Consider the following 24,616-nt stretch of genomic DNA (forward strand, 5'->3'; position numbering starts at 1 on the left):
GGGGAAGGGTAGCCGCGCCTCGCACCGCTCAGAGGCTGTCCAGGAACGCCTGCGTGACCGCGACCCACGGGCCGTTCCCGTCGTTGTTCGCATCGTATTCGACAGCGGGATTCTGGCCGCCCCAGATGATCAGGCCGGCCGCGGCGGTGCTGCGGATCGTGTTCAACATGCTCTGCCAGGTCGAAGCCGGGATCAGCGTCGTGTTCTGGTCGTAGTACTGCGGCCAGATGTACGGAAACACCGGATGCGTGCCCGTGCTGCTCTGCCGGTCGATCGTGCCCGTCGTCGCGAGGTCGGCGTTGAGCTGCGGCGCCCATGCCGCGCCCGTATACGGCGACGTGCCGTTGGCCTTCACGTATTCGCTCGGGAAGTACGCAGTCCTGCCGTTGTTGAGGTCCATCAGCTGCGCGATGTCACGATAGGCGCTGGCCGGATCCACGGTGCTGATGTTGGCCGCGTTCGCGAGCCCGTACCACCCGAGCACGCGATTGGGGCGAATCGCCTGGGTCCACTGCTGGAGTTGCTTGAGGATCGCGAACCGGTTGGCGATCGTCGCCGTGCTGCCGGTCAGGTACAGCTTTTCGCAGTCGAGCACGAGATAACCGGGCGCGTCGGCCGGTGTCGGATCGTAGGTGTTGACCAGCGCCTCCCAGTCGCTCTGCGACGGCAGCTTGACCTTGCCCGTCGACGCATCGTACGTGAGCGGCTGGCAGTAGCGCGCCGGGATGAAATGGGTCTTGACCGAACCGTGCCCGAGTGAAACATCGGCGTATGCGGTGTTGTCGAGCACGGTAAACGACGGCGCGGCATCGGCGTCGAGCGGATGGGTGAGCGCAAGCGCGAGCAGCGCGGCCGTACCGACACTTGCTGCGATCGGAACGCGTGGGCGGATGGATCCGGATGGCATGGTTCGACTCCTGGTTGGCAAAGTGGAAGAGCGTGGCGCGGCGCGCAGGGCCAGCGCGGCCGGCCACGCGGGCTAGAACACTGTCTCGATGCCGGCATAGACGCCGGTTTGTCCATGGCCAGGCGCCGGGTTCGTGCCCCAGCCGGCGTTCATCGGCCCCAGGCCCGGGTTTTGCGGGTTGACGCCGAAATTCGCGTTGGCGCTGTTGAACACGTGCGCGGCCATGCTGTACAGGAACGTCCGCTTCGACAGGTCGTACATGCAGCCGACGCCGACCATCGTCACGCGCGATTCGCCGTCGTGGTCGGCGGTCCACTTGCCGGGGCCGACCTTCATCGTGTAAGCGGCACCCTGCAGGTGGAGAAAGGGGTTCACGTCGTAGGTGAGGCCGGCCCACCAGAGATCGGCGCGGTCGGACAATCCCGCCGGTGTATCCGGCGCGGAGTAGTGCGTGTAGGCGGCCTGCACGCGAAACGGGCCGAACCGGTCGCGCACGCCGACGAACAATTCGCGCGAGTAACTGAACAGGTTGTTCTCGATGCCCTGGGCATTGCGGATCTCGTCCCAGACCACCCGCACCTGGAAATCGCCGTGCGTGTAGGCGCCGCTGAAGCCGTCCGCGCGCCCGGCCTTGCCCGCGTTGCCCGGATCGCCCGCGTTGAAGCTGGTCGGGCTGTTGCCCAGGTTCAGCTCCGCATCGAACGAGAAGCCGTGCAGGTCGGGCGACAGGTAGCGGATGCCGTTGGACAGGCGCGAGCCGTTCCGGTACGCGACGAACGACTGGGCGCCGAAGTTTTCCTCGAGCAACGGGTCGTATTCCCACACGTAGTTGTTGAGCATCGGCCCCTGGCCGAAGCGGATCGTGCCGTACGTGTCGTTCTTCAACCCGACCCAGGCCGCGCGCTGGAAGATCAGCCCCGCGACCAGCGAGCCGGTCGGCGTGAAAGCCGATTCGAGCCAGAACAGCGCGTGGTTCCCGTTCCCCAGATCTTCCGTGCCCTTCAACCCGATGATGTTGACGCCCCAGTCGCTGCCCTGCGACCAGCGGGACGCGGTGCCGTGCGGTGTCTGCACGCCGCTCGTGTACTGGACGTCGCCGCCCAGGCGTCCCCACAGCAGGACGCTCGATTGCGCATGCGCGAGCGTCGTCGCGAAGCACGCGATCGCGAAGGCGATTCCCCTTTTCATTTATTTAGCTATCCATATTTAATAGGGCAATAAAGAGGCGGCCGACCACCGGCGCGACCGCCATTGCGCAAGGCCGCTCAGCGCGCCTGCTGCACCGGCAGCGGCCCGTCCGCGCGCGGCTCGGCGCGGCGTGGCGCCGGGCGGACGAACTGTCGCCGCTGATCCTGCGTCAACCCGAAGAACCAGGTGAGCACGAACGCCGATGCATACGCCGTCGCCGTTGCGAGGCAATAGGCCGCGACGCTGCTGCCGAGCCCCATGGGCCCCGTGACGAGCGGAATCAGCATCAGGTTGGCGGGGCCGATCGTGGTCGCGCCCACGAAATCGCCGTGACTGGCGAGGTATCCGAGCACGAGCGCGCCGATGCCGCCGCCGATCGACGACGTGACGAGCGGGCGGCCGAGCGGCAGCGTGACGCTATAGAGCAGCGGTTCGGACACACCCAGCATGCAGGTCGGCAACGTGTCGCGGATCCGTTGTTTCAGTCCCGCGTCCTTGACGCGGAAATACAGTGCGAAGGCGGCGCCGGCTTGCCCGCAGCCGGACATCGCGAGGATCGGGAACAGCGCGGTGAAGCCGTATTGCGCAATGAGTTGCGCATGAATCGGGATCAGCGCCTGATGCAGGCCGAACATCAGGAGAACCACGAACGACGCGGCGAGCACGAACGCGGCCGGCATGCCGCCGACATTCAGCAAGCGCGTGGTGAGCGCGCTGACGCCGTTCGTCAGCACGTCGGCCACCGGCATGAGCACGAACAGCGTCGCGACGCCCGCGACGAGCAGCGACACGGTCGGCGTCACCAGCGTCTCGATCGCCGGCGGGATTCGCGTGCGCAGCTTGCGCTCGACCAGCGCGACCAGCACGCCGGCCAGCAGCGCGCCCATCAGTCCGCCCTGGCCGGGCCGCAGCGCGATCTCGCCGAGCAGCGGCAACGTGAACGCATGGAGCTTGGTCAGCGCCGGCACGATCATCACGCTCGCGGCCGCGCCGCCGAGGCTCGCCGTGCCGTCGAACTCGCGCGCCGCGTTCATGCCGACCTGGATGACGAGGAACGCGAAGAACGCCGAGCCGATCGTCGACGCGACGGTCGCGAGAAAGGTCAGGTCGCTCGCGCTGTCGGCCGGCGAATGCCGGGCCCAGAGCAGCAGCAGGCCGCCCAGCGCGTTGATCAGCCCCGCGCCGACCAGCGCGGGGATCAGCGGCGTGAAGATCGACGCGATGCGGCGCAGGAAACCGCGCACGGCGTGGTTGCCGCGCCTGGCAGCCGCGGGCGGCTTCGCGGCCCGCGCATCGTCTTGCGGATGCGCGTCGCCTGCATCGTGTTCGCTCAATGCCTGCGCGAACGCGCTCCATACCTGCTTGACCGCGCCGGGGCCGATCACCACCTGGAGCGGATCGCCGGTCACCACGCCCAGCACGCCGGGCAGTTGCCGCAGCACGGCCGGATCGGCGAGCGCCGGATCGACGAGGTTGACGCGCAGTCGCGTCATGCAATGCGTGTGATTGCGCACGTTCCGTGCGCCGCCGATTGCCCCGAGAATCGCGCGGGCCAGTGTCCCGAACTTCTCTGCCGTGTCCGCCGCCATGCCTGGCTCCTGTGAAATGCCGAATCGCCCCTGTCCGGAGGCGAGTACGTTGAATTGTCGATAAATTGGAACGTACCAATTCACATATTGGTTGGCAATAGGTAGTTTTTTAGAAGTTGTCCAGGGATCGGGTGGATAGCTTTTCAGTCTCGGAGATAACGGGGTCAGGGTGCGGTCCTGAACCGCTCGCACATTGAAATCTAATTCGTATCAGTGGTTTGACGATGTTTCGTTGTCGGCGTCAGCGAAGTTACCGGCATCAACGATGCGACGCCCGATGAATTGGCGATTTACAACCAATGCCATACCAATTATGATCAAACCCATCTTTCGCCCAACCTGTGGAGTGCCGCCATGCCGCTGGATCGTTTGATCACCGAGCAGCCCAACGTCTTCAGCGCGAACCTCGATCAGCTCAGCATCGAAGAAGGCGTGGCGTTGATGAATCGCGAGGATGCGTTCATCGCGCCGTGCGTGGCGCGTGCATTGCCGTCCATCGCGGCGGGGGTGAGGGCGGTCGCGCAGGCACTCCGCGCGGGCGGCCGGCTCGTCTACATCGGCGCCGGCAACAGCGGACGGATCGGCTATCTCGATGCGCTGGAATGCCAGCCGACCTTCGGCATGTCGCCGAAGGAGGTCGTGGGCATCGTCGCGGGCGGTTTCGTCGGCATGTCCGAGGGCATCGAGGATTCCGCGGCAAGAGGGCAGGCGGATCTGGAGGACATCGCGCTGCGGCGCGAGGACGTCGTGGTCGGGCTGAGCGCGAGCGGCCGCACGCCCTATGTGATCGGCGCGCTTCGCCATGCGCGGCACATCGGCTGTTCGACGGTCTCCGTGGCCTGCAACAGCGGGAGCGAGGTCGGTGCCGTGGCCGATGTCGCGATCGAAGTGGACTGCGGCCCGGAGATCCTGGCCGGCTCCACGCGCCTGAAGGCCGGGACCGTGCAGAAGATGGTCTGTAACATGCTGTCGACGCTGTCGATGGTCGCGCTCGGCAAGACCTATGGCAATCTGATGGTCGACCTGCAGGTGCACAATCAGAAGCTGCAGCTCCGCGCGCAATCGATCGTCGCGCAGGCGGCGGGAGTCGCGCCGGACGTCGCGGCGCGCACGCTCGCGGAAGCGGGCAACCGCCCGCGGATCGCGATCCTGATGCTGCTGGCGGGTTTGAGCTGCGGCGAGGCCGAAGCGTTGTCGGTTGAGCATGGCGGGTCGATTCATCACGCGCTGCAGTCGCGCCAGCCGTCCTGATGCCGTGCATCGCACCGTGTCGAATGTCCTCCAATCCTGACCAATTTTTAGTGTATCGATGACGGAACGCCGCCTGGATGACCCTCTTTCGCGCGACCCGCAACCCGGCGCGCCGTTGTTCGGCGCGGCGCAGGTCGCCGAACTGCATGCGCCGTCGACGGGCGGCGCGCGCATGCCGATTGCGTCGCGACTCGCGCGGATGCTGCGCGCGACCATCGTCGACGGCACGATGAAGACGGGGGAGAGCTTTCCGCCCGAGCGGGAACTGGCTGCCCAACTGCAGGTGTCGCGCGACACCGTGCGGCGCGCGATCGAGGAACTGATCCGCCAGGGGCTCGTCGAAGCGCGGCAGGGCGCGGGGACGTTCGTCGCCGCGCGCGTCGAGCAACCGTTGACCGAGATCACCAGTTTCTCGGACGACATGCTCCGTCGCGGCTTCCGTCCGGGGTCGCACTGGGTCAAGCGCGAACTGCGCCGCCCGACGCCGGAGGAGTCGCTCGCACTGGGTCTCGCGCCGGATTCGGTCGTCATGCACCTGGAGCGTGTCAGGACGGCGGATGCCGTGCCGATGGCGATCGAGCGCGCGGTGCTGGCCGCCGACCTGCTCGGCGGCAACCTGGAATTCGGCGATTCGCTGTACGGGGCGTTGAATGCCGCGGGCATTTGCCCGGTCAAGGCGCTCCAGCGGCTGCGCGCGGAACTGGCGTCCGGGCCGGACGCCGAGTTGCTCGGCATCCGCAGCGGCGATCCGGTGCTGCATATCGAGCGGCGGTCGTTTTCGATCGAGGGACGGCCGCTCGAGCTGACGCGGTCGTTCTACCGTGGGGATCGTTACGATTACCTCGCGGTGATGGGAAAGGCGTGATTTCCGGAACGACGGACGACGACACGCTATCGCGCGCAATACGCCCGGCTTCCGGCAAACACTGAGCGACGGAATGTGCCGGCATCGATTTCGACGCCGGCACATTCAGCGTAGCGGCCGCCAGGTTGCTGCGGGCCATGGCCTGCCCCGCAGCGGAGCCGTGTCGCGATTCGATGAGGACTCCAACGTGTTGCGTCACCGCTGCGAAACGCTGCGGTACGTTACGCGTCGTACCCGCGCGTGGCCGCGATTCACATCACGGCCGCGAACCCTGTCATCCCGCTGCGCGCATTGGCGTCGGCCGCGAGGCGTCGTTCCCGTTCCGTCGCATGGATGCGATCCCATTCAAGTACCTTGGGTGTCATCAGCCGGTGCCAGAGCGGCGGGATCATCGCGACGACGATCGTCGTCAGGTAGCCGCCGATCATCATCGGCGCATCGGCAAACGGCTTGAGATCCTGGTAAGGCACTTCGCCCTGCGCATGATGATGCGAATGGCGCGTCAGGTTGAACATCGACCATGAACTGATGCGCCGATTGGTATTCCATGAGTGGCGCGGCTGGACCGGCGTGCCCGGATCGCGAACGATACCGTAGTGCTCCATGTAGTTGACGATTTCCAGCAGCGCCTTGCCCCACAGCGCGCAGAGCAGGAAGTACATGCCCGTTCGGTACCCGCCGATGCTCCATGCGCCCGCGAGCAGCAGCACGCTCATCAGGTGGCCGCGAATCACCGCGTTGAACGGCGTGAACGCGCCGTGCCCGGCCCGCTTCAGGCGCTTGCCTTCGATCTTCCACGCGCTGACGTTGCCTTTGACCGTCGAGACGAGGACATGCAGGTAGACGTTGCGGCCGCGAGGGGCCGTGGCGGGATCTTCGGTCGTCGATACGTAGCGATGGTGCCCATACACGTGCTCGATCGAGAAGACCGTATCGAAGCTGAAGGCCAGCAGCCAGCGGCCGATGAACATCGACACCCGGTCCCACGTGCGATGGGTCAGCTCGTGCGCGGGGATGGTGCCGATCATGCCGATCATCAGGCCGGTGAGCACGACGCCGGACACATGGTGCCACCGGTTCGTCGCCGCGCGCGCCGCCAGCGCATCGTATCCGGTCAACCGTTCGACCAGTGCGCCGAATCCGAGCGGATCGGAGGCGGCGATCGACCAGACCGACGCAAAGACGATCAGCGACAGCAGCGGCAGCGCCATCCAGAGTTGAAACGTCAGGATGCCGGGATGGCGCAGCACGGGTGTCGACGTATCGTCGCCGCCTATCGCGTCGCCGACGATATAGAACGCGAGGATCGCGACGAGATCGAGCGTGATCCACGTACCGCCCGCGACGAAGGCGACGATCGCGGAGATGCCGATCACGTGGAACAGGAAGTACTTCAGGTAGTGGTGCATGGGGACGTGTCTCCTCCGGGTTGGTATTGGCATTCAGGCGACTGCCTGCGTGTCGTGTTGCGTGGTGAACCGGTCCGCGTGAATGTGTTCGCGGGCAAGGCCGCGGGCCGTCAGCACGTCGGTGGCCGCGTCGATCATCCGGGGCGGCCCGCACAGGTACGCATGGGCATCCGCCGGCAGGTCGGCGGCGATGCCGTCCGTCACCCACCCGCGCGCACCGCGCCATGACGAATCGTCCGGCTCTTCGGAAAGGATCGGCAGGAAATCGAAGCGGTCGCGCCAGCGGCGCGCCAGATCCGCAATCGTGTCGAGCGCGTACAGGTCGCGTTGGGCGCGCGCACCGAACAGCAGCGTGACCGGACGTGCCGCGCGTGCCGCCGCGCCGTCTTCGAGCAGCGCGAGAACGGGCGCAAGCCCGCTGCCGCCGGCGATCAGGATCAACGGGGTCGTGGCGGGGCGCATCCAGAAGTCGCCGAGCGGACCTTCGACGGTCACGGTCTTGCCGGTCAGGTCATGGCCGTGGACATGGCCGGAAAATACGCCGCCGGGCACCTTGCGCACGAAAAAGACGGCCTGCGCATCCGGTCGTACAGCGGTCGCGAACGAGTAGCTGCGCGCCTCGCCCGGCAAGGATGCGATCGACAGCTGCGCATACTGCCCGGCCTTGTACGGAAGCGCTTCGTCGAGCTGGATGCGCAGGCGCACGATGTCGTGCGTCTGCCGGTCCTGGCCGATCACGCGGCCGCCAACCTTCCGCCGTGCGCCGTAGCGGCTCAGGTCGACGGCGATGGTCACGTCGGAGCGCGGGATGCTCTGGCAGGCCAGGATGAAGCGCTGATCGAGATCCTCGTCGGGCAGGACGTATTCGGTATGCGTGAGTTCCTTCACGCGGCCGTGAATCAGCCTGCATTTGCAGGTCGCACACCCGCCGACCCGGCAGCTGTGCGGAAAGTCGATGCCTTCGCGCAATGCCGCCTGCAAGAGTGTTTCCCCCGGCTGGACCGTGATGGTGCGATCGTTGATGACGGCCGTCACAGTCTTGGGTTTTGTCAGGAAGCTGAACATGGTGCCTTCCGGTCGGTACGGTTGAGGTACGTTCATCGTAGGGAACCGGCCGCCGTTACGGGAGTGCTCGAATTGACATCGATGGCGCATTTCAGGTCAATTGATGTCCGTCACCCACCGAGGATGTCCGACATGTCCGAGACGGACTTTTTTCTTCAACCGCAATACGCGCTCCAGATCTCGGATCAGGTCGTCCGGATGGGGGCGCGCCTGCCCGACTGGTTCGTGCAGCTGCAAGGTCCCGGCGCGACGGGCGAACTGACGGTCCGGGATTTTTCCTTCGACGCGTTCAAGCGGCTGGTGAGCGATGCAATCGACGCAACGCGCGAGCCGGCGTTCGGGCTGCTCGTGGGGGAGCGCCTGCGGATCGGCAGTCACGGGATACTGGGTTACGCGATGGCCAACAGCGTGACGCCGCGACAGGCGCTCGAACTCGTCGAGCGTTTCGTGCAGGTGCGGACCTCCCTCGTTTCCGCGAAGCTCGAGACGGCGGGAGAACACGTGCGGCTCGTGTTCGTCGAATGCCATCCGCTCGACGACATCCGGCAGCCGGTGATGGAAGCGATCGTGTTGACGATCAAGAACCTGCTCGACTACATCACGCGGGGCGCGAGTCCGGCTTCGTTCGTGGCCCTCCCGTTCGATTTGCCCGGCTATGCGGATCTGGCGAGGGAGCTGTTCGGTTGCGACGTCCGGTATGGACTCGATTGGGCGGGCCTGGACTTCCAGGCCGGCGATCTCGATCGGCCGCTCGACAGCAGCAACGCACGTGCGCTGACGGAGGCGGTTCGCATCTGCCAGGTCGAACTCGCGAACCTGAGCCGGCAGCATGCGCTTGCGTCCAGGGTCCGGCGGCTGATGCTCGAGCGGGTGGGCGCGTTCCCGTCGCAACAGGCGACCGCCCAGCTGCTGAACATGACGCCGCGCACCTTGCATCGGCGCTTGACCGATGACGGAACGTCGTATCGCGAGATACTCGAAAGCGTGCGCCATGCGCTGGCGGTCGAGAGCGTGAAGTCGGGCAAGCTCAGCCTGCAGGAAATCGCGTTTCTGCTCGGCTACGACAGTCTCGGGAATTTCCGGCGTGCATTCATCCGCTGGGAGGGCATGTCGCCGTCCGAATTCCGTCGGGCCGCGACCCGTTCGTGACGCGTCGCCCGCGGCGATCCTGTCGTGGTGGGAGTCGATCGCGATGGTGCGCGAACGGCATACGGGCGTACGCACCGGGTTGACGGAACCCGGGATCGGTGTCGCGACGGCGAAGTGGCCGACGTGTGTCTACCGGTGTCAGGCGTCACCGGGATTTCGCCCGTCGCGACGTCACCCGCCCGTCACCGGCGGGAAAAACGCGACCTCGCTGTCTTCCCGCACGACGAATTCGCCCGTCACCATCTCGAGGTTCACGGCCGCCCGCACGGGCCGGTCCATCCGCAGCGCGTCCGCGCTGCGAGCGTCGCGCGCGGCCAGCGTGCTGCGCAGTGCGTCGACGGTGAGTTCGCGGGCGTCGACCTCGACGGTTTCCTCGTCGCGCTCGAGTTGTTCGCGAATGCTTGCGAAATACTTGATCGTCAGTTTCATGGCGATGTCTTGAATGGAGTCGGCGGGAACGGAAAGCGCATGGCGGACGGGTTCAGCCCCAGCGTCGCATGGCGTGGTCGTCGTGTGCCTTGGCCTCGACCCAGCCGGATTCGCCGTCGTGGCGGATCTCCTTCTTCCAGAACGGCGCGTGGGTCTTCAGGAAATCCATCAGGAATTCGCACGCATCGAACGCGCACGCGCGATGCGCGGCGGCCACCACGACCAGCACGACGGCCTGCCCGAGCGGAATGCGCCCGACGCGATGCACGATCTTCACCGCTTCGAGCCGCCAGCGCGCGCTGGCTTCCTCGACGATGCTCCACAGGGCCTGCTCGGTCATCGTCGGGTAGTGCTCGACTTCCAGTGCGACGACGTCGTCGGTGTCGCCTTCCTTGCGCACGACACCGAGGAAATTCACGACTGCACCGACATTCGGATTGCGAACGATCGGCGCGAGCTCGGTGCCCGCGTCGATCGGCGCGTACTGCACGCGCACCTCGAAGCCGGCGGTAATCGCGGGCGGCGGTTCGGGGTGCGGGTCGGCCGCATCGGCGGGAGGCGGGTGGCCGCCGGCACGCAACGGATCGTCCGGCAGCCCGGCACGGGATTCGGTGAAGGTCGTCATGACTGGTTCTCCATTAGGCGGCGCGTGCCGTGTCGCGCGGCGGCCCCTCAGCCGCCGACGAGCGACATGCGCACGGTCGGATAGGTCTTGCCCGGCGCGCGGGCCGGCCGCGCGGCCCGGCGCTCGGAATAGCGGTCGTCGCGGTGCGTCCAGCGATCGCGCACGGCGGCGGCGAGGTCGGCGCTCGACGCGGCGTCGTCGAGCCACGGCCGCAGGTCGGTGCCTTGCGTCGCGAACAGGCACGTGTAGAGCGTGCCGTCGGCCGACACGCGGGCGCGCGAACAGGTGCCGCAGAACGGATGCGACACGCTCGCGATGAAGCCGACCTCGCCCGCGCCGTCGATGTGCGCGCATCGGATCGCGGTCGCGTCGTGCGCCGGTTCGCCGACGAGCACGAGCGGGTAGTGCGCGTCGATCAGCGCGCGCATCTGCGCGGCCGGCACGACCTTGTCGCCGGACCAGAAGCTCGCGCCGCCGACGTCCATGTATTCGATGAAACGTACGGCCACGCCCGTATGCCGGAAGTGGCGCACGAGCGGCAGGATCTGGTCGTCGTTCACGCCGCGCTCGATCACCGCGTTGACCTTGACCGGTGCGAGCCCGGCCGCCTGCGCGGCCTCGATGCCGGCCAGCACGCGCGACACGGGCACGTCGGCGTCGCTCATCCGGCGGAACATCGCGTCGTCGAGCGCATCGAGGCTGACGGTCACGCGCGACAGGCCCGCGTCGCGCAGCGTGCGGGCCTTCGCGGCCAGCAGCGAGCCGTTGGTCGTCAGCGCGATTTCGACGGGCTTGCCGTCGACGGTCGTCAGCGCGGCGAGGCGTTCGATCAGCGCTTCGAGGTTGCGGCGCAGCAGCGGCTCGCCACCCGTGATGCGGATCTTCTCGACGCCGAGCGACGTGAACGCGCGGGCGATCTTTTCCAGTTGCGCGAACGACAGCCGTTCGGACGACGGCATGAACGCATAGTCGGCGCCGAAGCTTTCGCGCGGCATGCAGTAGCCGCAACGGAAATTGCACTGGTCGATGACGGACAGGCGCAGGTCGCGCAGCGGGCGGCCGAGCGTGTCGGACGTGCGGGGGAAAGCGCCGGGCGATGCGCCGCCGGAAGCTGCGGCGGCGGCCGGCGCGGCGGAAACGATGGCATTCACGATCGGTTCGTCGGCCTGCATGAAGTAAGCGAAGGGGCGTCGCCGGCCGGCCGTGCGCGTGCCGAGGTGGCGGCGCACGGCGCGTGACGAGCCTCATCGTGAGGATAGTCCGCCGGGTTTTTCCGGCAGGGACACAATCGCGCCCGAATTGCAGGAATACAGTTCGCGGCGCGGGACGCGCGGCGCATGCGCTGCAGAGGGCGAGTGTCGGGGGGCACGCTCATGCGAGCCACGGCGAGAATTCGTAATACGGGACCGTGTCGCCGCGCGCGATGCGCCGCCCGGCCGGCAGCCGGGCAAGCCCGCTCGCCTGCACGAGCGACTGCAGCGTGCCGGCGCCTTGCTGGCGCAGGGTATCGAGTACCGGCATGCCGTCGAGGCCGACGGTGCAGTGCACGCGCACGAAGCGCTCGCGCTGCGCATCCGGCTCGAAGTCGGCGTCGATCGGCAGCGACGGCACGATCGGCATGCGTGCGTCGCGCCCTTGCAGGCGGCGGATCAACGGTGCGACGAACAGCGCGAACGCGGTCATCGCGGCGCCCGGGTTGCCCGGCAGCAGCACCACCGGCCGCGTGTCGAGCCGTGCGAGTGCAACCGGCTTGCCCGGTTTCATGCGCACGCCGGCAACGATGAACGATGCGCCGAGCGCGTCCAGCGTGGGGCGCAGCAGATCCTTGTCGCCGACCGACGCGCCGCCGACGCAGATCACCAGGTCGCAGCCCGCGTGCAGATCGCGCAGTGCGCGATCGACGGCGGGCGCGGTGTCGGCCGCATGCAGGCTCAGCGCGACCTCGGCGCCGGTGCCCGAGACCAGCGCGGCAAGCATCGGCGCATTGCTGTTGTAAATCTGTTGCGGCGCACGCGGCTGGCCGCACGCGACGAGTTCGTCGCCGGTCGTCAGGATGCCGACGCGCAGCGCCGGACGCACGTCGACGCGCGCGAACCCTTGCGCGGCGGCCACGCCGACATGCATCGCGCCCATGCGCACGCCGGCCGGCACGAGCAGGTCGCCGGCGCGCACTTCCTCGCCCCGGCGGCGGATGTGCGAGCCGCTGCGCTGCGGCGCGTCGAACGCGACCCAGCCGTCCTGCTCGTGCGCATGCTCCTGCATCACGACGGTGTCCGCGCCGGGCGGAATCACGCTGCCGGTGAAGAGGCGCGCGGCCGTGCGCGGGGCCAGCGGCGCCGGCGTGTCGCCCGCATAGCAGCGCTGCGCGACGTGCAGCGGCTCGCCCGCTGCGAGATCCGCGTGACGCACGGCGTAGCCGTCCATCGCGCTCTGGTCGGCCGGCGGCTGGTCGAGCACGGCGGTGAGCGGTGCGGCCAGCACATGGCCGGCGGCCTCGCCGACCGGAATGGACGTGGCGGCCTCGAGCGGCGCGAACGCGCTGGCGAAATGCTGCTGCGCGGTATCGAAATCGGTCAGTGGTTTCATCAGGAGAAAGCCGGGCGCGCTTGCGCAAGCGCCGGTGGGTCGGGTTGAACGGCGTCGGGCGACACGTACTCGACGAAGCCGTCGTTGCGGCAGAAGCCGAGCAGGCGCACGCCGGCTTCGCGGGCGACGTCGATCGCGAGCGACGTCGGCGCCGAGATCGTCGCGATCATCGGGATGCCGACCCGCGCGGCCTTGCGCACCAGTTCGTAGCTCGCGCGGCTCGACAGGAACACGAAGCCTGCGTGCAGATCCGCGCGGCGCCGTGCGAGCCGGCCGATCAGCTTGTCGAGCGCGTTGTGGCGGCCGACGTCCTCGAACACGTCGAGCACGGCGCCGTCGCGGTCGCACCATGCGGCCGCGTGAATGCCGCCCGTCTCGCGCATCAGTGCCTGATGGGCCGGCAACGTGCGCGCGGCGCGTGCGATCGCGTCGGCGCCGATGCCGGCGGCCGTCCCGGCGGCGGCGATGCGCGGCGGGTGCAGGTCGAGCTGCGCGATGCTCTCGATCCCGCATACGCCGCAGCCCGTGCGGCCGGCCAGCGCGCGCCGGTGCGCCTTCAGTGCCATGAACGCTTGCTGCGACACGGTAAGCCGCACTTCGGCGCTGCCGGGCCGGCATTCGCTTTCGATGTCGAACACGTCCGACGCGCGCTCGACGATGCCTTCGCTGAGCGCGAAGCCGAGGCCGAACGCGTCGAGGTCGATCGGGGTCGCCATCATGACCGTGTGCGCAATCCCGTTGAATACGAGTGCAACCGGCGTTTCGTCGACGACGCGGTCGACGGTGTCGCGCGCTTCGCCGGCACGGTGACGTGTCACATGACACGCGGTGCTGCCGGTCGGCTCGTCGCGGCGGATGCTGGGCTCCATGCGGTTTTCTCCAGGCGGATCGGCCGGCGGGCCGGCCGGGTCGGGCGCGTACGCCGGACCAGGGAAATCGGGGCTGCCGGGCGGGCGCCGCCGAGGGGCGCGCCGTGGCCGTTGGCAAGCGTTACACCGGATGTTAGCGAGGATGCGCTGTATGCCGGATGCACAGCGCTGCAATGCGGAAAGCAGTACAGCTGACCATCCCGCAGGCACGAAATGTGTTTTCCGTACACACATCTTCGGCAGTGGAAGCAGCACAGTTTCAGCGCACGTTCGAACGATTGCGAGTATCGTTGCAAACGCGATATCGTCATTCACGCTTCGATGCCATGCGAGTGACCGTTTGTGTTCGCATGTGTTGTCGCCAAGCCGTCGCGCGATTTCCTGCTTCGAGCGTACGTCCTCACAACCACGAGCAAATTACGGTCATGGAAATCTTCGATGCGTTCCATCTCGCCCGATTGCAATTCGCATTCACGGTGTCGTTCCACATCGTGTTTCCCGCGATCAGCATCGGCATGGCGAGCTTCCTGGCGGTGCTGGAATGGCGCTACCTCGTCACCGGCGACGCCGCCTACAAATCCATGTTCCAGTTCTGGTCGAAGATCTTCGCGATCGGCTTCGGGATGGGCGTGGTCTCCGGCGTCGTGATGGCGTACGAGTTCGGCACGAACTGGGCCGGCTTCTCGCGCGTCGCGGGCAACATCACGGGTCCGCTGCTCACCTATGAAGTGCTGACGGCGTTCTTCCTCGAAGCCGGCTTCCTCGGCGTGATGCTGTTCGGCTGGCAGCGCGTGAGCCCGCGCGCACACTTCTTCGCGACGCTGATGGTCGCGGTCGGCACGCTGATCTCGACGTTCTGGATCCTCGCGTCGAACAGCTTCATGCAGACGCCGCAGGGCTACAAGATCGAGAACGGCCTCGTCGTGCCGGTCGACTGGTTCAAGATCGTCTTCAACCCGTCGTTCCCGTACCGCCTCGTGCACATGACGATCGCGGCATTCATCGTCGCGGGCTTCATCGTCGCCGCGTGCGGCGCGTGGCACCTGCTGAAGGGGCGCCGCGACGAGCCGGTGAAGCGCAGCTTCTCGATGGCGCTGTGGATGCTGCTGATCCTTGCGCCGATCCAGATCGTCGTCGGCGACGCGCATGGCCTGAACACGCGCGAATACCAGCCGGCGAAGATCGCGGCGATCGAGGGGCTGTGGGAAACCGAGAAGGGCGGCACGGCGCTGAACCTCTTCGGGCTGCCCGACATGCAGGCCGAGACCACGCGCTATGCGATCCAGGTGCCGCACCTCGGCAGCCTGATCCTCACGCACAGCTGGGACGGCGAGATTCGCGGGCTGAAGGAATTCCCGCCGCAGGACCGCCCGTATTCGCCGATCATCTTCTGGACGTTCCGGATCATGGCGGGCCTCGGGATGCTGATGCTGCTCACCGCGCTGCTCGGGCTGCTGCTGAGAAAGGGCGGGCGCCTCTATGAAACGCGCTGGTTCCAGTGGTTCGTGGTGGCGATGGGGCCGTCGGGCATCGTCGCGCTGCTGGCCGGCTGGATCACGACCGAGGTCGGGCGGCAGCCATGGACCGTCTATGGCGTGCTGCGCACCATCGATTCGGTTGCGCCGCTCAGCGCGCAGCAGGTCGGCGTGTCGCTGCTGATCTTCGTGGTCGTGTATTTCCTGGTGTTCGGAACGGGTATCTACTACATGATGAAACTGATGAAGCGCGGGCCGGCTGCCCAGGCCGGGTACATCGAGCTGCACCGGCATCCGGGGCTGCGCAAGAGCGCGCTGTCCACGCCGCTGAACGTGACCGAAGCGGAGTAAGCCATGCAAATCGATCTTCCTGTCGTGTGGGCCGCGATCATCGGCCTCGGGGTATTCATCTACGTAATGCTGGACGGCTTCGATCTCGGTATCGGCCTGCTGTTTCCGTTCTTCGATGCGAAGGCCGAGCGCCAGGTGATGCTCGATACCGTCGCGCCGGTGTGGGACGGCAACGAGACGTTCCTGGTGCTGGGCGGCGCGGGGCTTTATGGCGCGTTCCCGGTCGTGTATTCGACGCTGCTGCCCGCGAACTACCTGCCGCTGGTCCTGATGCTGGTCGGCCTGATCTTCCGCGGCGCGGCGTTCGAGCTGCGCGCGAAGGCCACCCGCACGCAACACATGTGGGATCTCGCGTTCATCGGCGGCTCCGCGCTCGCGGCGTTCTGCCAGGGGATCGTGCTCGGTTCGCTGCTGCAGGGGATCAAGATCGTGAACAACCAGTTCGCGGGCGGGCCGTTCGACTGGCTGTCGCCGTTCAGCCTGATGTGCGGGATCGGCGTGCTCGTCACGTACGCGACGCTCGGCTGCGGCTGGCTGATCCTGAAGGTCGACGGCGAACTGCAGCGCAAGATGCGGCTGCTGATGAAGCCGCTCGCGGGCGTACTGCTCGCCGTGATGGGCGTGGTCAGCCTGTGGACCGTGATCGGGCTGCCGGCCGTCGCGCACCGCTGGTTCGGCAGCGGCGATCTCGGCTGGTTCCTGCCGGTACCGATCCTCGTCGTCGCGTGCGTGTGGGGCATCTTCCACACGGTGAAGCGCGAGCACGAGGCCACGCCGTTCCTGCTGACGCTCGCGCTCGTGTTCCTCGGCTACACGGGGCTCGTGATCAGCATCTGGCCGAACATCGTGCCGCCGTCGCTGACGATCTGGGACGCATCGTCGAGCCCGTCGAGCCAGAAGTTCGCGCTCGTCGGCACCGTGATCGTGCTGCCGATTATCCTCGTGTACAACGCGATGCAGTACCGCGTGTTCCGCGGCAAGGTGCGCGAGGGCGACGTCGGCTATCACTGAGCGCCGCACGATGTGACGGACGCGGCGCGCGCGGGCGTATCATCTCGCGCAGCACGGCGCCCGGCCCGGCATTCACCCGCTAGCGGCCCGCCATGCGCGGGCCGTTGCGCATCGGGCGCCGGCGTGCAGCCTGACGCATTTCCCTGGCAGTCGAGAAAACACCATGATCGTCCGACCACGACAAAACTGGCTCAGGATGCTGTTCGTCTGGAACGGCTCCGTATTGCAATCGATCATTCCGCAGCTCGTGTTCATGGCGATCGTCAGCACGCTGGCGGTCTTCACGAACGGGCGGATCTTCGGCGAGAAGATTCCGCTGAACACCGCGCCGTTCACGCTGTTCGGGCTCGCGCTCGCGATCTTCCTCGCGTTTCGCAACAACGCGAGCTTCGAGCGGTTCAAGGAGGCGCGGCATCTGTGGGGCAACCTGTTGATCGCGGCACGCGCGTTGACGTCGCAGCTGAATCACTACCTGCCCGACGGCGTCAGCGTTGTCGAGCGCAACCGGCTCGCCGATCTGTTGATAGCGTTCACGTACGCGCTGAAGCATCAGCTGCGCCATACCGATCCGACCGCAGACCTCCAGCGCATTCTCGGTGCGGAGCGCACGGTCGAGCTTGGCGGCAAATGCTTCAAGCCCGTTGCGATCCTCGACGAGTTGCGCGGCGGCATCGTCCGCGCGCTGGGCCGCGCGCCCGGCAGCGACACGACCTGCTGGATGTTCGAGACGCAACTCGACGAGCTCGGCAAATCGGTCGGCGGGTGCGAGCGCATCCTGTCGACGCCGATCCCGTTCTCTTACAGCGTGCTGCTGCATCGCACCGTGTATGCGTATTGCGTGCTGCTGCCGTTCGGCCTCGTCGATTCGACGGAGTTCTTCACGCCGCTGATCTGCGTGTTCATCTCGTACACGTTGATCGCGCTCGAGGCGATCGCGAACGAGGTGGCCGAGCCGTTCGGCCTCGCGCCGAACGCGCTGGCGCTCGATGCGATGACGCGTACGATCGAGCGGTCGGTGCTCGAACTGGGCGACCGTCCGATGCCGGAGGAGTTCGTGCCGGCGTCGACCTACCAGATCACGTAAGCAGGCGCGCGCAAGCGCGCAACGAGCGGATCGCGTCGGGCGCTAGAATGGCGCTTGCCTGTTCTTCGGACCTGACGCAATGACCCTCGTCGACACCTATCTCGCCGGCCTGCGTGCCGCACTGCCCGACACCGACAACGCGGCACTCACCGCCGCCACGGGCGCGACGCCCGCGCAGCTCGACGCGCTGCGCGCCGCGTATCCGCAGTGTCCGGCCAGCCTGCTCGAACTGCTCGGCAAGCTCGACGGCACCTACTGGCGCGACTACGGCGGCACGACGATCAATGTGCTGGTGCTCGGCTCCGACGTCTACGAATACCCGTATTACCTGCTGTCGGCCGGACAGATGCTCGAGGAAGGATCGAAGTACCGCGACAGCATCGCGGAGATCTACGGCGACGACGCGAACGACGACGGCGAACTCGTCGATCCGCGCATCGACATCGCGCTGCCGATGGGCCGGCGGCTGTGCTTCTCGCATTGCATGAACAACGGCGGCACGTCGCAGCTCTACATCGATTTCGAGCCGGCGCCGGGCGGCAAGGTCGGGCAGGTCGTGCGCTTCCTGCACGATCCCGACAGCTATGCGGTGATCGCCGACGACTTCGACGGCTACCTGCGCAAGCTGATCGACGACGGTTATGCGTTTGTCATCGATTTCGACGAAGAATAGCGAAGGGCGGGGCGGTGCCCCGGTTTCGATCATCCGGCGCGGCCGGGCGAACGATGTTCGCCGGTTGCCGTTTCAGGAGCATGCACGATGCGAATCTACGTGACGAACGTGTTCGTCGACGACCAGGACAAGGCGTTGGCGTTCTATACCGACAAGCTCGGGTTTCAGGTCAAGTACAACGTGCCGGTAGGCGAATTCCGCTGGCTGACCGTGGTGTCGAAGGACCAGCCCGACGGCACGCAGTTATTGCTCGAACCGAGCAATCATCGTGCGGTGGGGCCGTACAAGCAGGCGCTGTACGAGGACGGCATCCCGGCCGCATCGTTCCAGGTCGACGATCTCGATGCGGAATTCGCGCGACTCAAGGATCTGGAGGTCCGCTTCACGCTGGAGCCGATGGACGCGGGGCCCGTGCGTGTCGCCGTGCTCGACGATACGTGCGGGAACCTGATTCAACTGATGCAGATGAAGTGACGTAACGCGCCGCGCGCGGGGCGTTCAGCGCACCGCGACCGGCGGCGCATCGTGCATCCAGCTGCGCTCCTGCGTGCGGCTCCGGATGCGCCACCCGCATTCGGTTCGCACCAGCAGGTCGCGATACCAGAGCCCGACGAAGCACACGCGATCGTCGCCGGTTTCATCGGCCGAGATCATCATCGCCTGGCCGGCCGTTCGCGCGGTGGCGGCATCGCCGTCGACGATCAGCAGCGACGTCGAGATCGTGTGCTGCGTGCCGCGCATCGCCGATGTCATCCGTTCCAGGTAGGCGGCGATTTCCGCGCGGCTGCCGGCCGGGCCGCCGAATGCCGTGTAGTCGAGCGTCGCATTGGCCGCGAAGAGGCGCTCGAATTCGTGCCAGTCGTGACGGTCGACGGCGTGGCAATAGCGGGTCAGCAGATCCTGGATCTCCATCCGGTCGATCGTTTCCTGCGGCGTCATGGTGTCGAGGGTGAGTGGATGACGGGGAAACGATAGCGGGGGCGTGCGGGTGCGGCATCGGCGGAGTGGACTAAGGGCCGGCCCGCTGCCGGCGTGAACGGCATCGCATGTGACGCTGTCGGGCTTTCACGTATCGCCCACAAGCGGCAGGGTGACTTCGATGCGAAAGGCCGCGCTCAGGTAGACTCGTGTGCCCTTCAACGGAGTAGATGCGATGCAACTGCTTGACCACGTGTCAATCAGCGTGCCGGATGTCGACGTGGCACGCCCGTTCTACGATGCCATCATGGCCGCGCTGGGCGCATCCAAGGTCTATGACCGGGGAACTGCGCTGGGCTACGGCGAACGCTGCAATGCCAACGACACCGCATCGACCTGTCTGGCGGTCTACCTGGACCCCGCTGAAGTTGGTATGAGCAAGCGGCACTGGTGCTTCAAGGCTGCGAGCCGCGAGCAGGTGGATGCGTTTTTCGAGGCCGGCCTGTCGACGGGCGGGCAATCCGACGGTGAGCCCGGCTTGCGGCCGCATTATCACGGCGACTACTACGGCGCGTTTCTCGTCGACCCGGCCGGCAATCGCGTCGAGGCGGTGTGCCACGCGTCCGTGCCGGCGCACGTATCGTGACGCGGTGCGGTTGTCGCGCCGCCCGCTCGCGCACGTGACGCAGTGACCGCCACGCGCCGGCCCGATACCGTCCGGCGCGCGGCGCGCATTCACGCACTTGCTGCCTGCGCCGCTCAATCGAAGTAGTTCAACCCCATCGCGCCCTTCACCTCGGAGAGCGTCGCGCCGGCCACGTCCCGCGCGTGCATCGTGCCGCGTTTCAGGATCGCCATCACTTCGGCCTTGTCGGCCTCGAATTCGCGGCGGCGCGCGCGGATCGGCTCGATCAGCGCCTGCAGCCGCTCGTTCAGCACGCGCTTGACGACGCTGTCGCCGAGCCCGCCGCGGCGGTAGTGCGCCTTCAGCTCGTCTACCTTCTGCACATCGGGCTCGAACGCGTCGAGGAACGTGAACACGACGTTGCCCTCGACCTGGCCGGGATCGCTTACGCGCAGGTGGTTCGGGTCCGTGTACATGTCCTTCACGGCCTGCGTGATCTCGTCCGGCGTCGAGCCGAGCGTGATCGCGTTGCCGAGCGACTTGCTCATCTTCGCCTTGCCGTCGATCCCCGGCAGCCGCGTGACCGCCGACAGCACGGCCTCGCATTCGACCAGCACCTGCTTGTCGACCGTCGCGTTGAAGCGGCGCACGAGTTCGTTGGTCTGCTCGATCATCGGCAACTGGTCGTCGCCGACCGGCACGTGCGTTGCCTTGAACGCGGTGATGTCGGCCGCCTGGCTCACCGGGTAGGTCAGGAAGCCGGCCGGGATGTCGCGCTCGAAGCCGCGCAGGCGGATCTCTTCCTTGATGGTCGGATTGCGTTCGAGGCGCGCGACCGTGACGAGGTTGAGCAGGTATTGCGACAGCTCGGCGAGCTCGGGCACCTGCGACTGCACGACGATCGTCGAGATCGCCGGATCGATGCCGACGGCGAGATAGTCGAGCGCGACTTCGATCACGTTCTCGGTGACGCGCTGGCGGCGGCCCATGTTGTCGGTCAGCGCCTGCGTGTCGGCGAGCAGCAGGAACTGCTTCGCTTCGTGCTGCATCTGCACGCGCGCGCGCAGCGAGCCGATGTAGTGGCCGAGGTGCAGCGGGCCGGTCGTGCGGTCGCCGGTGAGGATGGTCGGTCGGGTGGTCATGTTGGTCGTTGCTCCGGGTTATCGAAGCCGCCGGCCATGACGTCTGCGCAGAAACGCAAATGCCGCCATGGCTGGCGGCATCACGTTCGGGTCATGCAAAAGGAAACGGGCCGCCTGGGTCAGGCGCGCCACCAGCAATGCACGTTCGGCGAGGCGGGTTGGGTTTCCATGGCGCGAGTATAGCGTAGTGCGGGGACGGACGTGCCGCGTCAGCGGATGACCGACTCCATCGCGAGGCAGGCGGTTTCGGCCGACGGCCACAGCAGGTACAGCAGGCCGGCCATCAGCAGCAGCGCGCCGGCACGCACCAGCGGCGTGCGGTCTTTCTCGCGCGGGGGGCGGGTGGGCGGCTTCGAGTTCTTCATGCTTGCTGGCGCGCGCGGCGCCACTCCAACGGTTGCTGCAACGGGTCGCGTGAGGCGACGCCGGGGTGTTGCGGGGTTCGACGGGGGCTGGGGTGCGGTCGGGCACCGTGTCGCCTGGGCGGGACGGCGGGGTTGGCCGCTTGTGGGCATAAAAAGGGACGGTTGAACGCCCTTTGGCTGCCGTCCATGCCGACGCGACCGGCATCCTACCAGTTCGGCGCTGTGGTGACAGTCAAGAATTGTCGGAGACAGGGGCCGGAGGGGGGCGCGCCGAATGGCCGGAATTGCCCTCCGCGAGCCTTGACCCGCACACGCGACAGCCGACGATCGAAAGGTACCCGTCGGCCGATTGCATTAATAAACGCCGTTACGCACCCGTGATTATCCGGTGTCGGTTTTTTACGATCTCGTCGTAAATGGCTTGGATTATTCATGAAAATAAAACGGCCCAATCGCCACTTCGGATTACGCATTTTTTTGATAATTTCGCTCGCCTTTGCCTTGCGAAAACCAATTCCATCTGCTTTATTTACTCATACCAAATCAGGATAAAACGCTATCGGGGTATCTCGGCTACTTTGCCAGGCATTCGTGCCTGCCGAATCGGCATCGATTCACCACGGCATCCCTGCGATCTGAAGGCGCAGCCCCTTTCCAGAGGGCGGGCTACGCCTGTTGCGCGTGTCCACGCCACTCATGGAGGCGATCAGGCGACCACGCGGGCCTGCCTATGGCCCGCTGATTAATGCTTTCAAAATGCCAGGCGATATTTGAATAAAAATAATTCTATTGAAAGCGAGTTTCGCTGATTTATTAATTACCCGTTTACGTTCAAAACCTGGCGGCAAAACCGTAACGCTACCCACGAAGGAGGCTGGATACATCATGACTAACGCATCTGGAGTCAGAGTTCGTCCGTCGATCGAATCGTTGCAAGTCGAATATCGGAAAGGCAACAAAAAGCCGCTGGAAGACGTGATGCGCGCGTGGAAAGGCATCAAGGAACTGCCGCCCGACGATCCGAACTCGTTCTTCATGATCGGCGGCTTCCACGGCGAACCGTTCCGCGGCGCCGGCTGGGGTTCGGCGTCTTACTGGGGCGGTTATTGCAACCACGGCAACGTGCTGTTCCCCACCTGGCACCGTGCCTACCTGGTGCGGCTGGAACAGGCGCTGCAGAGCATCCCCGGTTGCGAGCAGGTGATGCTGCCGTTCTGGGACGAAACCAGCGAAGAGTCGCTGACGAAAGGCATTCCGTGGGCGCTGACCGACCCGGATTTCGAGCTCGACGGCGTAAAGATTCCGAATCCGCTGGCCTCCTTCACGTTCAACCGTGCGATCAAAGACCACATCAACGGCGACGATCCGAACTACAGCAAGCCGCTGACTTACGTCACGGTTCGCTACCCGCTATCGGGGCTCGTGGGTACCCCCGAGGACCGGGCCGCCACCAAAGTGCACAACGACAAGTTCCCCGACGCCACCCAGAACGTCATGTTGCTGAACCGGAACATCGTGGACTGGCTCACGTCGTACATCGTCGTAAAGGGCGAGGTGGTGCCGACCAACGTGAAGCGCATGTTCGAGCAGTGCCTGGACGCGCCGAACTACACGTTGTTTTCCAACACGTCGTCCGCGGCCCAGTGGAACGACAATGTTCCGGAAGGCGCGATCCCTGTCGTCTCGCTCGAGGAGCCACACAACAAGATTCACCTTGCGGTCGGCGGGTTCGACGTGCCTTACGGTCCGAACAAGTACGACCGCTCGCCGATTCCGGGCGCCAACGGCGACATGGGCGAAAACGACACGGCGGGCCTCGACCCGATCTTCTATTTCCACCACTGCTTCATCGATCGCGTGTTCTGGCTGTGGCAGAAGCGCCATGGCTTCACGCAGCACCTCGACCTCATCGCCGAGTATCCGGGCACCAACTCCGTCGACGCGCAGGGGCCGACGCCGGGCACGGTGCCCAACTCCTGGCTCACGCTCGAATCGCCGCTCGATCCGTTCAAGAAGAGCGAGAACGGCAAGGAGCGCGCCTATACGTCGCTCGACTGCATCAACATCGAGGAACAGCTCGGCTACACGTACGGCCCCGGTTCGCTGGAAAGCCTGCCGAAGCTTTCGCTGGCGGCGACGACCGTGCCGGCCGGCAACAGCAGCAAGGTCGTGCGCGTGACCGGGCTGAATCGTGCGCCGATTGCCGGGTCGTTCCTGGTTTCCGCGTACGTCAACGTGGACGGCGAGCGGCAGTTGCTCGGTACGCACGCCGTGCTGAGCCGCTGGAGCGTGCAGTCCTGCGCGAACTGCCAGACGCACGTCGAAGTGAGGGCGTTCTTTCCGCTGAACCAGTTCACGGAAAGTGCGGTGGAGGGTGCCCAGTACGAGGTCGAGGTCCATACGCGTGAGGGCGTACGCCTGCAGACGCAACCGGCTTCACCGCCCGCTTCGCAGGCCGTCGCCGGTGCGGCTCCGCAAGCTGCTCCGAAACTGTTCCGGCTCGAGGTCCGGTAACCACGGCGCGTGACGAACCGGCGCCATCGCCTGGCGCCGGTTCACCTCGGCACTTCGACAACGCGGACATGAAGGGGAGAGGCAGGCATGAGCTACACACCCGAAACCGGCAGCCTGGTAGGCCTGTGGACCTATCGCAGTTTCCTGAACGATCCCGACCCGGCCACCTCGTTCAACGACCTTGAATTCGGCCTCGGCACGATCGAGATCGCGCAGGCACCGGCGGGCATTTTCAAGGGGCGCATTTTCGGCCCGGGATGGGAGCTGCAGCTCAACGGCTGGATCAGCTACGGGAATCCCGGCACCGTGCGCTTCCAGGGGCGCGGGGTGGTCAACGGCGAGGAATGGGTCTACGACTATGTCGGGTACGTGAGCGCGCCCTGGCCCAATGGCATCGATCAGCGTCCGGCGCTGACCGGTTCGATCGTCCGCACGGTTCCGCATGCGAGCGGCAACGGCGGAGTCGCGCCGGCCGGTGTGGTGTGCTCGTGGTATGCGGTCATGAGAGATCCCGCCTGAACGGCCA

24 protein-coding genes are annotated in these 24,616 nt (G+C 66.3%); 11 read left to right on the forward strand and 13 right to left on the reverse strand.

Going from position 1 to position 24,616, the window contains the following annotated elements; translation table 11 throughout:
* Positions 1-28 precede the first annotated feature (28 nt).
* The 3 genes from HAV18_RS21500 to HAV18_RS21510 all read right to left on the reverse strand — a co-directional run bounded on the left by HAV18_RS21500 (position 29) and on the right by HAV18_RS21510 (position 3,684).
* Entirely contained in the window at positions 29-907 is an 879-nt protein-coding gene (locus HAV18_RS21500; RefSeq protein ID WP_166959478.1) for a hypothetical protein, read from the reverse strand.
* Positions 908-979: 72 nt separating this feature from the next.
* Complete coding sequence (locus tag HAV18_RS21505; RefSeq protein WP_166959481.1) at positions 980-2,095, reverse strand: porin; 1,116 nt, start codon at positions 2,093-2,095, stop codon at positions 980-982.
* 77 nt (positions 2,096-2,172) lie between these two features.
* Positions 2,173-3,684 carry a PTS transporter subunit EIIC gene (locus HAV18_RS21510; RefSeq protein WP_166959484.1) on the reverse strand — a complete coding sequence of 504 codons (1,512 nt, stop codon included), beginning with the start codon at positions 3,682-3,684 and terminating at the stop codon, positions 2,173-2,175.
* Positions 3,685-4,038: 354 nt separating this feature from the next.
* Between HAV18_RS21510 and murQ the strand changes: the two genes are divergently transcribed.
* Both murQ and HAV18_RS21520 read left to right on the forward strand, forming a co-directional pair.
* Positions 4,039-4,935 (forward strand): N-acetylmuramic acid 6-phosphate etherase, encoded by an 897-nt coding sequence (gene murQ / locus HAV18_RS21515; RefSeq protein WP_166959487.1) that lies wholly within the window; start codon positions 4,039-4,041, stop codon positions 4,933-4,935.
* Positions 4,936-4,993: 58 nt separating this feature from the next.
* On the forward strand, positions 4,994-5,800 hold the full coding sequence (locus HAV18_RS21520; protein WP_166959490.1) for a GntR family transcriptional regulator: 807 nt from the start codon (positions 4,994-4,996) through the stop codon (positions 5,798-5,800).
* Positions 5,801-6,051: 251 nt separating this feature from the next.
* On the opposite strand, the gene HAV18_RS21525 is transcribed toward HAV18_RS21520, so the two are convergent.
* Both HAV18_RS21525 and HAV18_RS21530 read right to left on the reverse strand, forming a co-directional pair.
* Positions 6,052-7,209 (reverse strand): alkane 1-monooxygenase, encoded by a 1,158-nt coding sequence (locus tag HAV18_RS21525; protein ID WP_166959493.1) that lies wholly within the window; start codon positions 7,207-7,209, stop codon positions 6,052-6,054.
* 33 nt (positions 7,210-7,242) lie between these two features.
* A complete protein-coding gene (locus HAV18_RS21530; RefSeq protein WP_243771745.1) occupies positions 7,243-8,310 on the reverse strand; it encodes a 2Fe-2S iron-sulfur cluster-binding protein in 1,068 nt (355 codons plus the stop codon).
* Between the two features lie 96 nt (positions 8,311-8,406).
* Here HAV18_RS21530 and HAV18_RS21535 point away from each other — a divergent pair, with 96 nt between their 5' ends.
* Positions 8,407-9,423, forward strand: a complete 1,017-nt coding sequence (locus HAV18_RS21535) for an AraC family transcriptional regulator (RefSeq protein ID WP_166959496.1) — start codon at positions 8,407-8,409, stop codon at positions 9,421-9,423.
* A 171-nt stretch (positions 9,424-9,594) separates the two neighbouring features.
* On the opposite strand, the gene moaD is transcribed toward HAV18_RS21535, so the two are convergent.
* The 5 genes from moaD to fdhD all read right to left on the reverse strand — a co-directional run bounded on the left by moaD (position 9,595) and on the right by fdhD (position 13,932).
* Positions 9,595-9,852: a molybdopterin converting factor subunit 1 gene (moaD, locus tag HAV18_RS21540; protein WP_021157913.1), complete on the reverse strand. Its 258-nt coding sequence runs from the start codon at positions 9,850-9,852 to the stop codon at positions 9,595-9,597.
* 52 nt (positions 9,853-9,904) lie between these two features.
* Positions 9,905-10,477 carry a molybdenum cofactor biosynthesis protein MoaE gene (locus HAV18_RS21545; RefSeq protein WP_166959499.1) on the reverse strand — a complete coding sequence of 191 codons (573 nt, stop codon included), beginning with the start codon at positions 10,475-10,477 and terminating at the stop codon, positions 9,905-9,907.
* Between the two features lie 47 nt (positions 10,478-10,524).
* On the reverse strand, positions 10,525-11,649 hold the full coding sequence (gene moaA / locus HAV18_RS21550; protein ID WP_166959502.1) for a GTP 3',8-cyclase MoaA: 1,125 nt from the start codon (positions 11,647-11,649) through the stop codon (positions 10,525-10,527).
* Between the two features lie 199 nt (positions 11,650-11,848).
* Entirely contained in the window at positions 11,849-13,063 is a 1,215-nt protein-coding gene (gene glp, locus HAV18_RS21555; protein WP_166959505.1) for a gephyrin-like molybdotransferase Glp, read from the reverse strand.
* Complete coding sequence (gene fdhD / locus HAV18_RS21560) at positions 13,063-13,932, reverse strand: formate dehydrogenase accessory sulfurtransferase FdhD (RefSeq protein WP_166959508.1); 870 nt, start codon at positions 13,930-13,932, stop codon at positions 13,063-13,065. Before fdhD ends, glp begins: the two co-directional genes overlap by 1 nt.
* A gap of 425 nt (positions 13,933-14,357) precedes the next feature.
* Here fdhD and HAV18_RS21565 point away from each other — a divergent pair, with 425 nt between their 5' ends.
* From HAV18_RS21565 to HAV18_RS21585, 5 genes are all read left to right on the forward strand, one after another.
* The gene (locus HAV18_RS21565; protein WP_166959511.1) at positions 14,358-15,758 is read left to right on the forward strand and encodes a cytochrome ubiquinol oxidase subunit I; all 1,401 of its coding nucleotides are present in this window, start codon (positions 14,358-14,360) and stop codon (positions 15,756-15,758) included.
* A gap of 3 nt (positions 15,759-15,761) precedes the next feature.
* A complete protein-coding gene (cydB, locus tag HAV18_RS21570; protein WP_166959513.1) occupies positions 15,762-16,769 on the forward strand; it encodes a cytochrome d ubiquinol oxidase subunit II in 1,008 nt (335 codons plus the stop codon).
* Between the two features lie 163 nt (positions 16,770-16,932).
* Entirely contained in the window at positions 16,933-17,853 is a 921-nt protein-coding gene (locus HAV18_RS21575) for a bestrophin family protein (RefSeq protein WP_166959516.1), read from the forward strand.
* A gap of 79 nt (positions 17,854-17,932) precedes the next feature.
* The gene (locus HAV18_RS21580; protein ID WP_166959520.1) at positions 17,933-18,526 is read left to right on the forward strand and encodes an SMI1/KNR4 family protein; all 594 of its coding nucleotides are present in this window, start codon (positions 17,933-17,935) and stop codon (positions 18,524-18,526) included.
* An 87-nt stretch (positions 18,527-18,613) separates the two neighbouring features.
* Positions 18,614-19,000, forward strand: a complete 387-nt coding sequence (locus tag HAV18_RS21585) for a VOC family protein (RefSeq protein ID WP_166959523.1) — start codon at positions 18,614-18,616, stop codon at positions 18,998-19,000.
* A 24-nt stretch (positions 19,001-19,024) separates the two neighbouring features.
* Here the strand turns inward: HAV18_RS21585 and HAV18_RS21590 are convergent, their stop codons facing one another.
* The gene (locus HAV18_RS21590) at positions 19,025-19,465 is read right to left on the reverse strand and encodes a nuclear transport factor 2 family protein (RefSeq protein WP_166959526.1); all 441 of its coding nucleotides are present in this window, start codon (positions 19,463-19,465) and stop codon (positions 19,025-19,027) included.
* A gap of 214 nt (positions 19,466-19,679) precedes the next feature.
* On the opposite strand from HAV18_RS21590, the gene HAV18_RS21595 reads away from it, so the two are divergent.
* The gene (locus HAV18_RS21595) at positions 19,680-20,090 is read left to right on the forward strand and encodes a VOC family protein (protein ID WP_166959529.1); all 411 of its coding nucleotides are present in this window, start codon (positions 19,680-19,682) and stop codon (positions 20,088-20,090) included.
* 113 nt (positions 20,091-20,203) lie between these two features.
* Here HAV18_RS21595 and trpS read toward each other — a convergent pair whose 3' ends face one another.
* Both trpS and HAV18_RS21605 read right to left on the reverse strand, forming a co-directional pair.
* On the reverse strand, positions 20,204-21,211 hold the full coding sequence (gene trpS, locus HAV18_RS21600; RefSeq protein ID WP_166959532.1) for a tryptophan--tRNA ligase: 1,008 nt from the start codon (positions 21,209-21,211) through the stop codon (positions 20,204-20,206).
* A gap of 209 nt (positions 21,212-21,420) precedes the next feature.
* Positions 21,421-21,576 carry a hypothetical protein gene (locus HAV18_RS21605; protein ID WP_166959535.1) on the reverse strand — a complete coding sequence of 52 codons (156 nt, stop codon included), beginning with the start codon at positions 21,574-21,576 and terminating at the stop codon, positions 21,421-21,423.
* 885 nt (positions 21,577-22,461) lie between these two features.
* Here HAV18_RS21605 and HAV18_RS21610 point away from each other — a divergent pair.
* Both HAV18_RS21610 and HAV18_RS21615 read left to right on the forward strand, forming a co-directional pair.
* Positions 22,462-24,090, forward strand: coding sequence for a tyrosinase family protein (locus tag HAV18_RS21610; RefSeq protein ID WP_166959538.1), 1,629 nt, complete (start codon positions 22,462-22,464; stop codon positions 24,088-24,090).
* A gap of 87 nt (positions 24,091-24,177) precedes the next feature.
* The gene (locus HAV18_RS21615; RefSeq protein WP_166959541.1) at positions 24,178-24,609 is read left to right on the forward strand and encodes a hypothetical protein; all 432 of its coding nucleotides are present in this window, start codon (positions 24,178-24,180) and stop codon (positions 24,607-24,609) included.
* Positions 24,610-24,616: the final 7 nt, after the last annotated feature.

This window comes from Burkholderia sp. D-99 (assembly GCF_011605345.1).
In the GTDB taxonomy this organism is placed as follows: domain Bacteria; phylum Pseudomonadota; class Gammaproteobacteria; order Burkholderiales; family Burkholderiaceae; genus Burkholderia.

Coding starts and splice junctions, on each gene's coding strand:
- HAV18_RS21500 (WP_166959478.1), bottom strand. CDS start 907: ATGCCATCCGGATCCATCCGCCCACGCGTTCCGATCGCAGCAAGTGTC.
- HAV18_RS21505 (WP_166959481.1), bottom strand. CDS start 2,095: ATGAAAAGGGGAATCGCCTTCGCGATCGCGTGCTTCGCGACGACGCTC.
- HAV18_RS21510 (WP_166959484.1), bottom strand. CDS start 3,684: ATGGCGGCGGACACGGCAGAGAAGTTCGGGACACTGGCCCGCGCGATT.
- murQ (WP_166959487.1), top strand. CDS start 4,039: ATGCCGCTGGATCGTTTGATCACCGAGCAGCCCAACGTCTTCAGCGCG.
- HAV18_RS21520 (WP_166959490.1), top strand. CDS start 4,994: ATGACGGAACGCCGCCTGGATGACCCTCTTTCGCGCGACCCGCAACCC.
- HAV18_RS21525 (WP_166959493.1), bottom strand. CDS start 7,209: ATGCACCACTACCTGAAGTACTTCCTGTTCCACGTGATCGGCATCTCC.
- HAV18_RS21530 (WP_243771745.1), bottom strand. CDS start 8,310: ATGAACGTACCTCAACCGTACCGACCGGAAGGCACCATGTTCAGCTTC.
- HAV18_RS21535 (WP_166959496.1), top strand. CDS start 8,407: ATGTCCGAGACGGACTTTTTTCTTCAACCGCAATACGCGCTCCAGATC.
- moaD (WP_021157913.1), bottom strand. CDS start 9,852: ATGAAACTGACGATCAAGTATTTCGCAAGCATTCGCGAACAACTCGAG.
- HAV18_RS21545 (WP_166959499.1), bottom strand. CDS start 10,477: ATGACGACCTTCACCGAATCCCGTGCCGGGCTGCCGGACGATCCGTTG.
- moaA (WP_166959502.1), bottom strand. CDS start 11,649: ATGCAGGCCGACGAACCGATCGTGAATGCCATCGTTTCCGCCGCGCCG.
- glp (WP_166959505.1), bottom strand. CDS start 13,063: ATGAAACCACTGACCGATTTCGATACCGCGCAGCAGCATTTCGCCAGC.
- fdhD (WP_166959508.1), bottom strand. CDS start 13,932: ATGGAGCCCAGCATCCGCCGCGACGAGCCGACCGGCAGCACCGCGTGT.
- HAV18_RS21565 (WP_166959511.1), top strand. CDS start 14,358: ATGGAAATCTTCGATGCGTTCCATCTCGCCCGATTGCAATTCGCATTC.
- cydB (WP_166959513.1), top strand. CDS start 15,762: ATGCAAATCGATCTTCCTGTCGTGTGGGCCGCGATCATCGGCCTCGGG.
- HAV18_RS21575 (WP_166959516.1), top strand. CDS start 16,933: ATGATCGTCCGACCACGACAAAACTGGCTCAGGATGCTGTTCGTCTGG.
- HAV18_RS21580 (WP_166959520.1), top strand. CDS start 17,933: ATGACCCTCGTCGACACCTATCTCGCCGGCCTGCGTGCCGCACTGCCC.
- HAV18_RS21585 (WP_166959523.1), top strand. CDS start 18,614: ATGCGAATCTACGTGACGAACGTGTTCGTCGACGACCAGGACAAGGCG.
- HAV18_RS21590 (WP_166959526.1), bottom strand. CDS start 19,465: ATGACGCCGCAGGAAACGATCGACCGGATGGAGATCCAGGATCTGCTG.
- HAV18_RS21595 (WP_166959529.1), top strand. CDS start 19,680: ATGCAACTGCTTGACCACGTGTCAATCAGCGTGCCGGATGTCGACGTG.
- trpS (WP_166959532.1), bottom strand. CDS start 21,211: ATGACCACCCGACCGACCATCCTCACCGGCGACCGCACGACCGGCCCG.
- HAV18_RS21605 (WP_166959535.1), bottom strand. CDS start 21,576: ATGAAGAACTCGAAGCCGCCCACCCGCCCCCCGCGCGAGAAAGACCGC.
- HAV18_RS21610 (WP_166959538.1), top strand. CDS start 22,462: ATGACTAACGCATCTGGAGTCAGAGTTCGTCCGTCGATCGAATCGTTG.
- HAV18_RS21615 (WP_166959541.1), top strand. CDS start 24,178: ATGAGCTACACACCCGAAACCGGCAGCCTGGTAGGCCTGTGGACCTAT.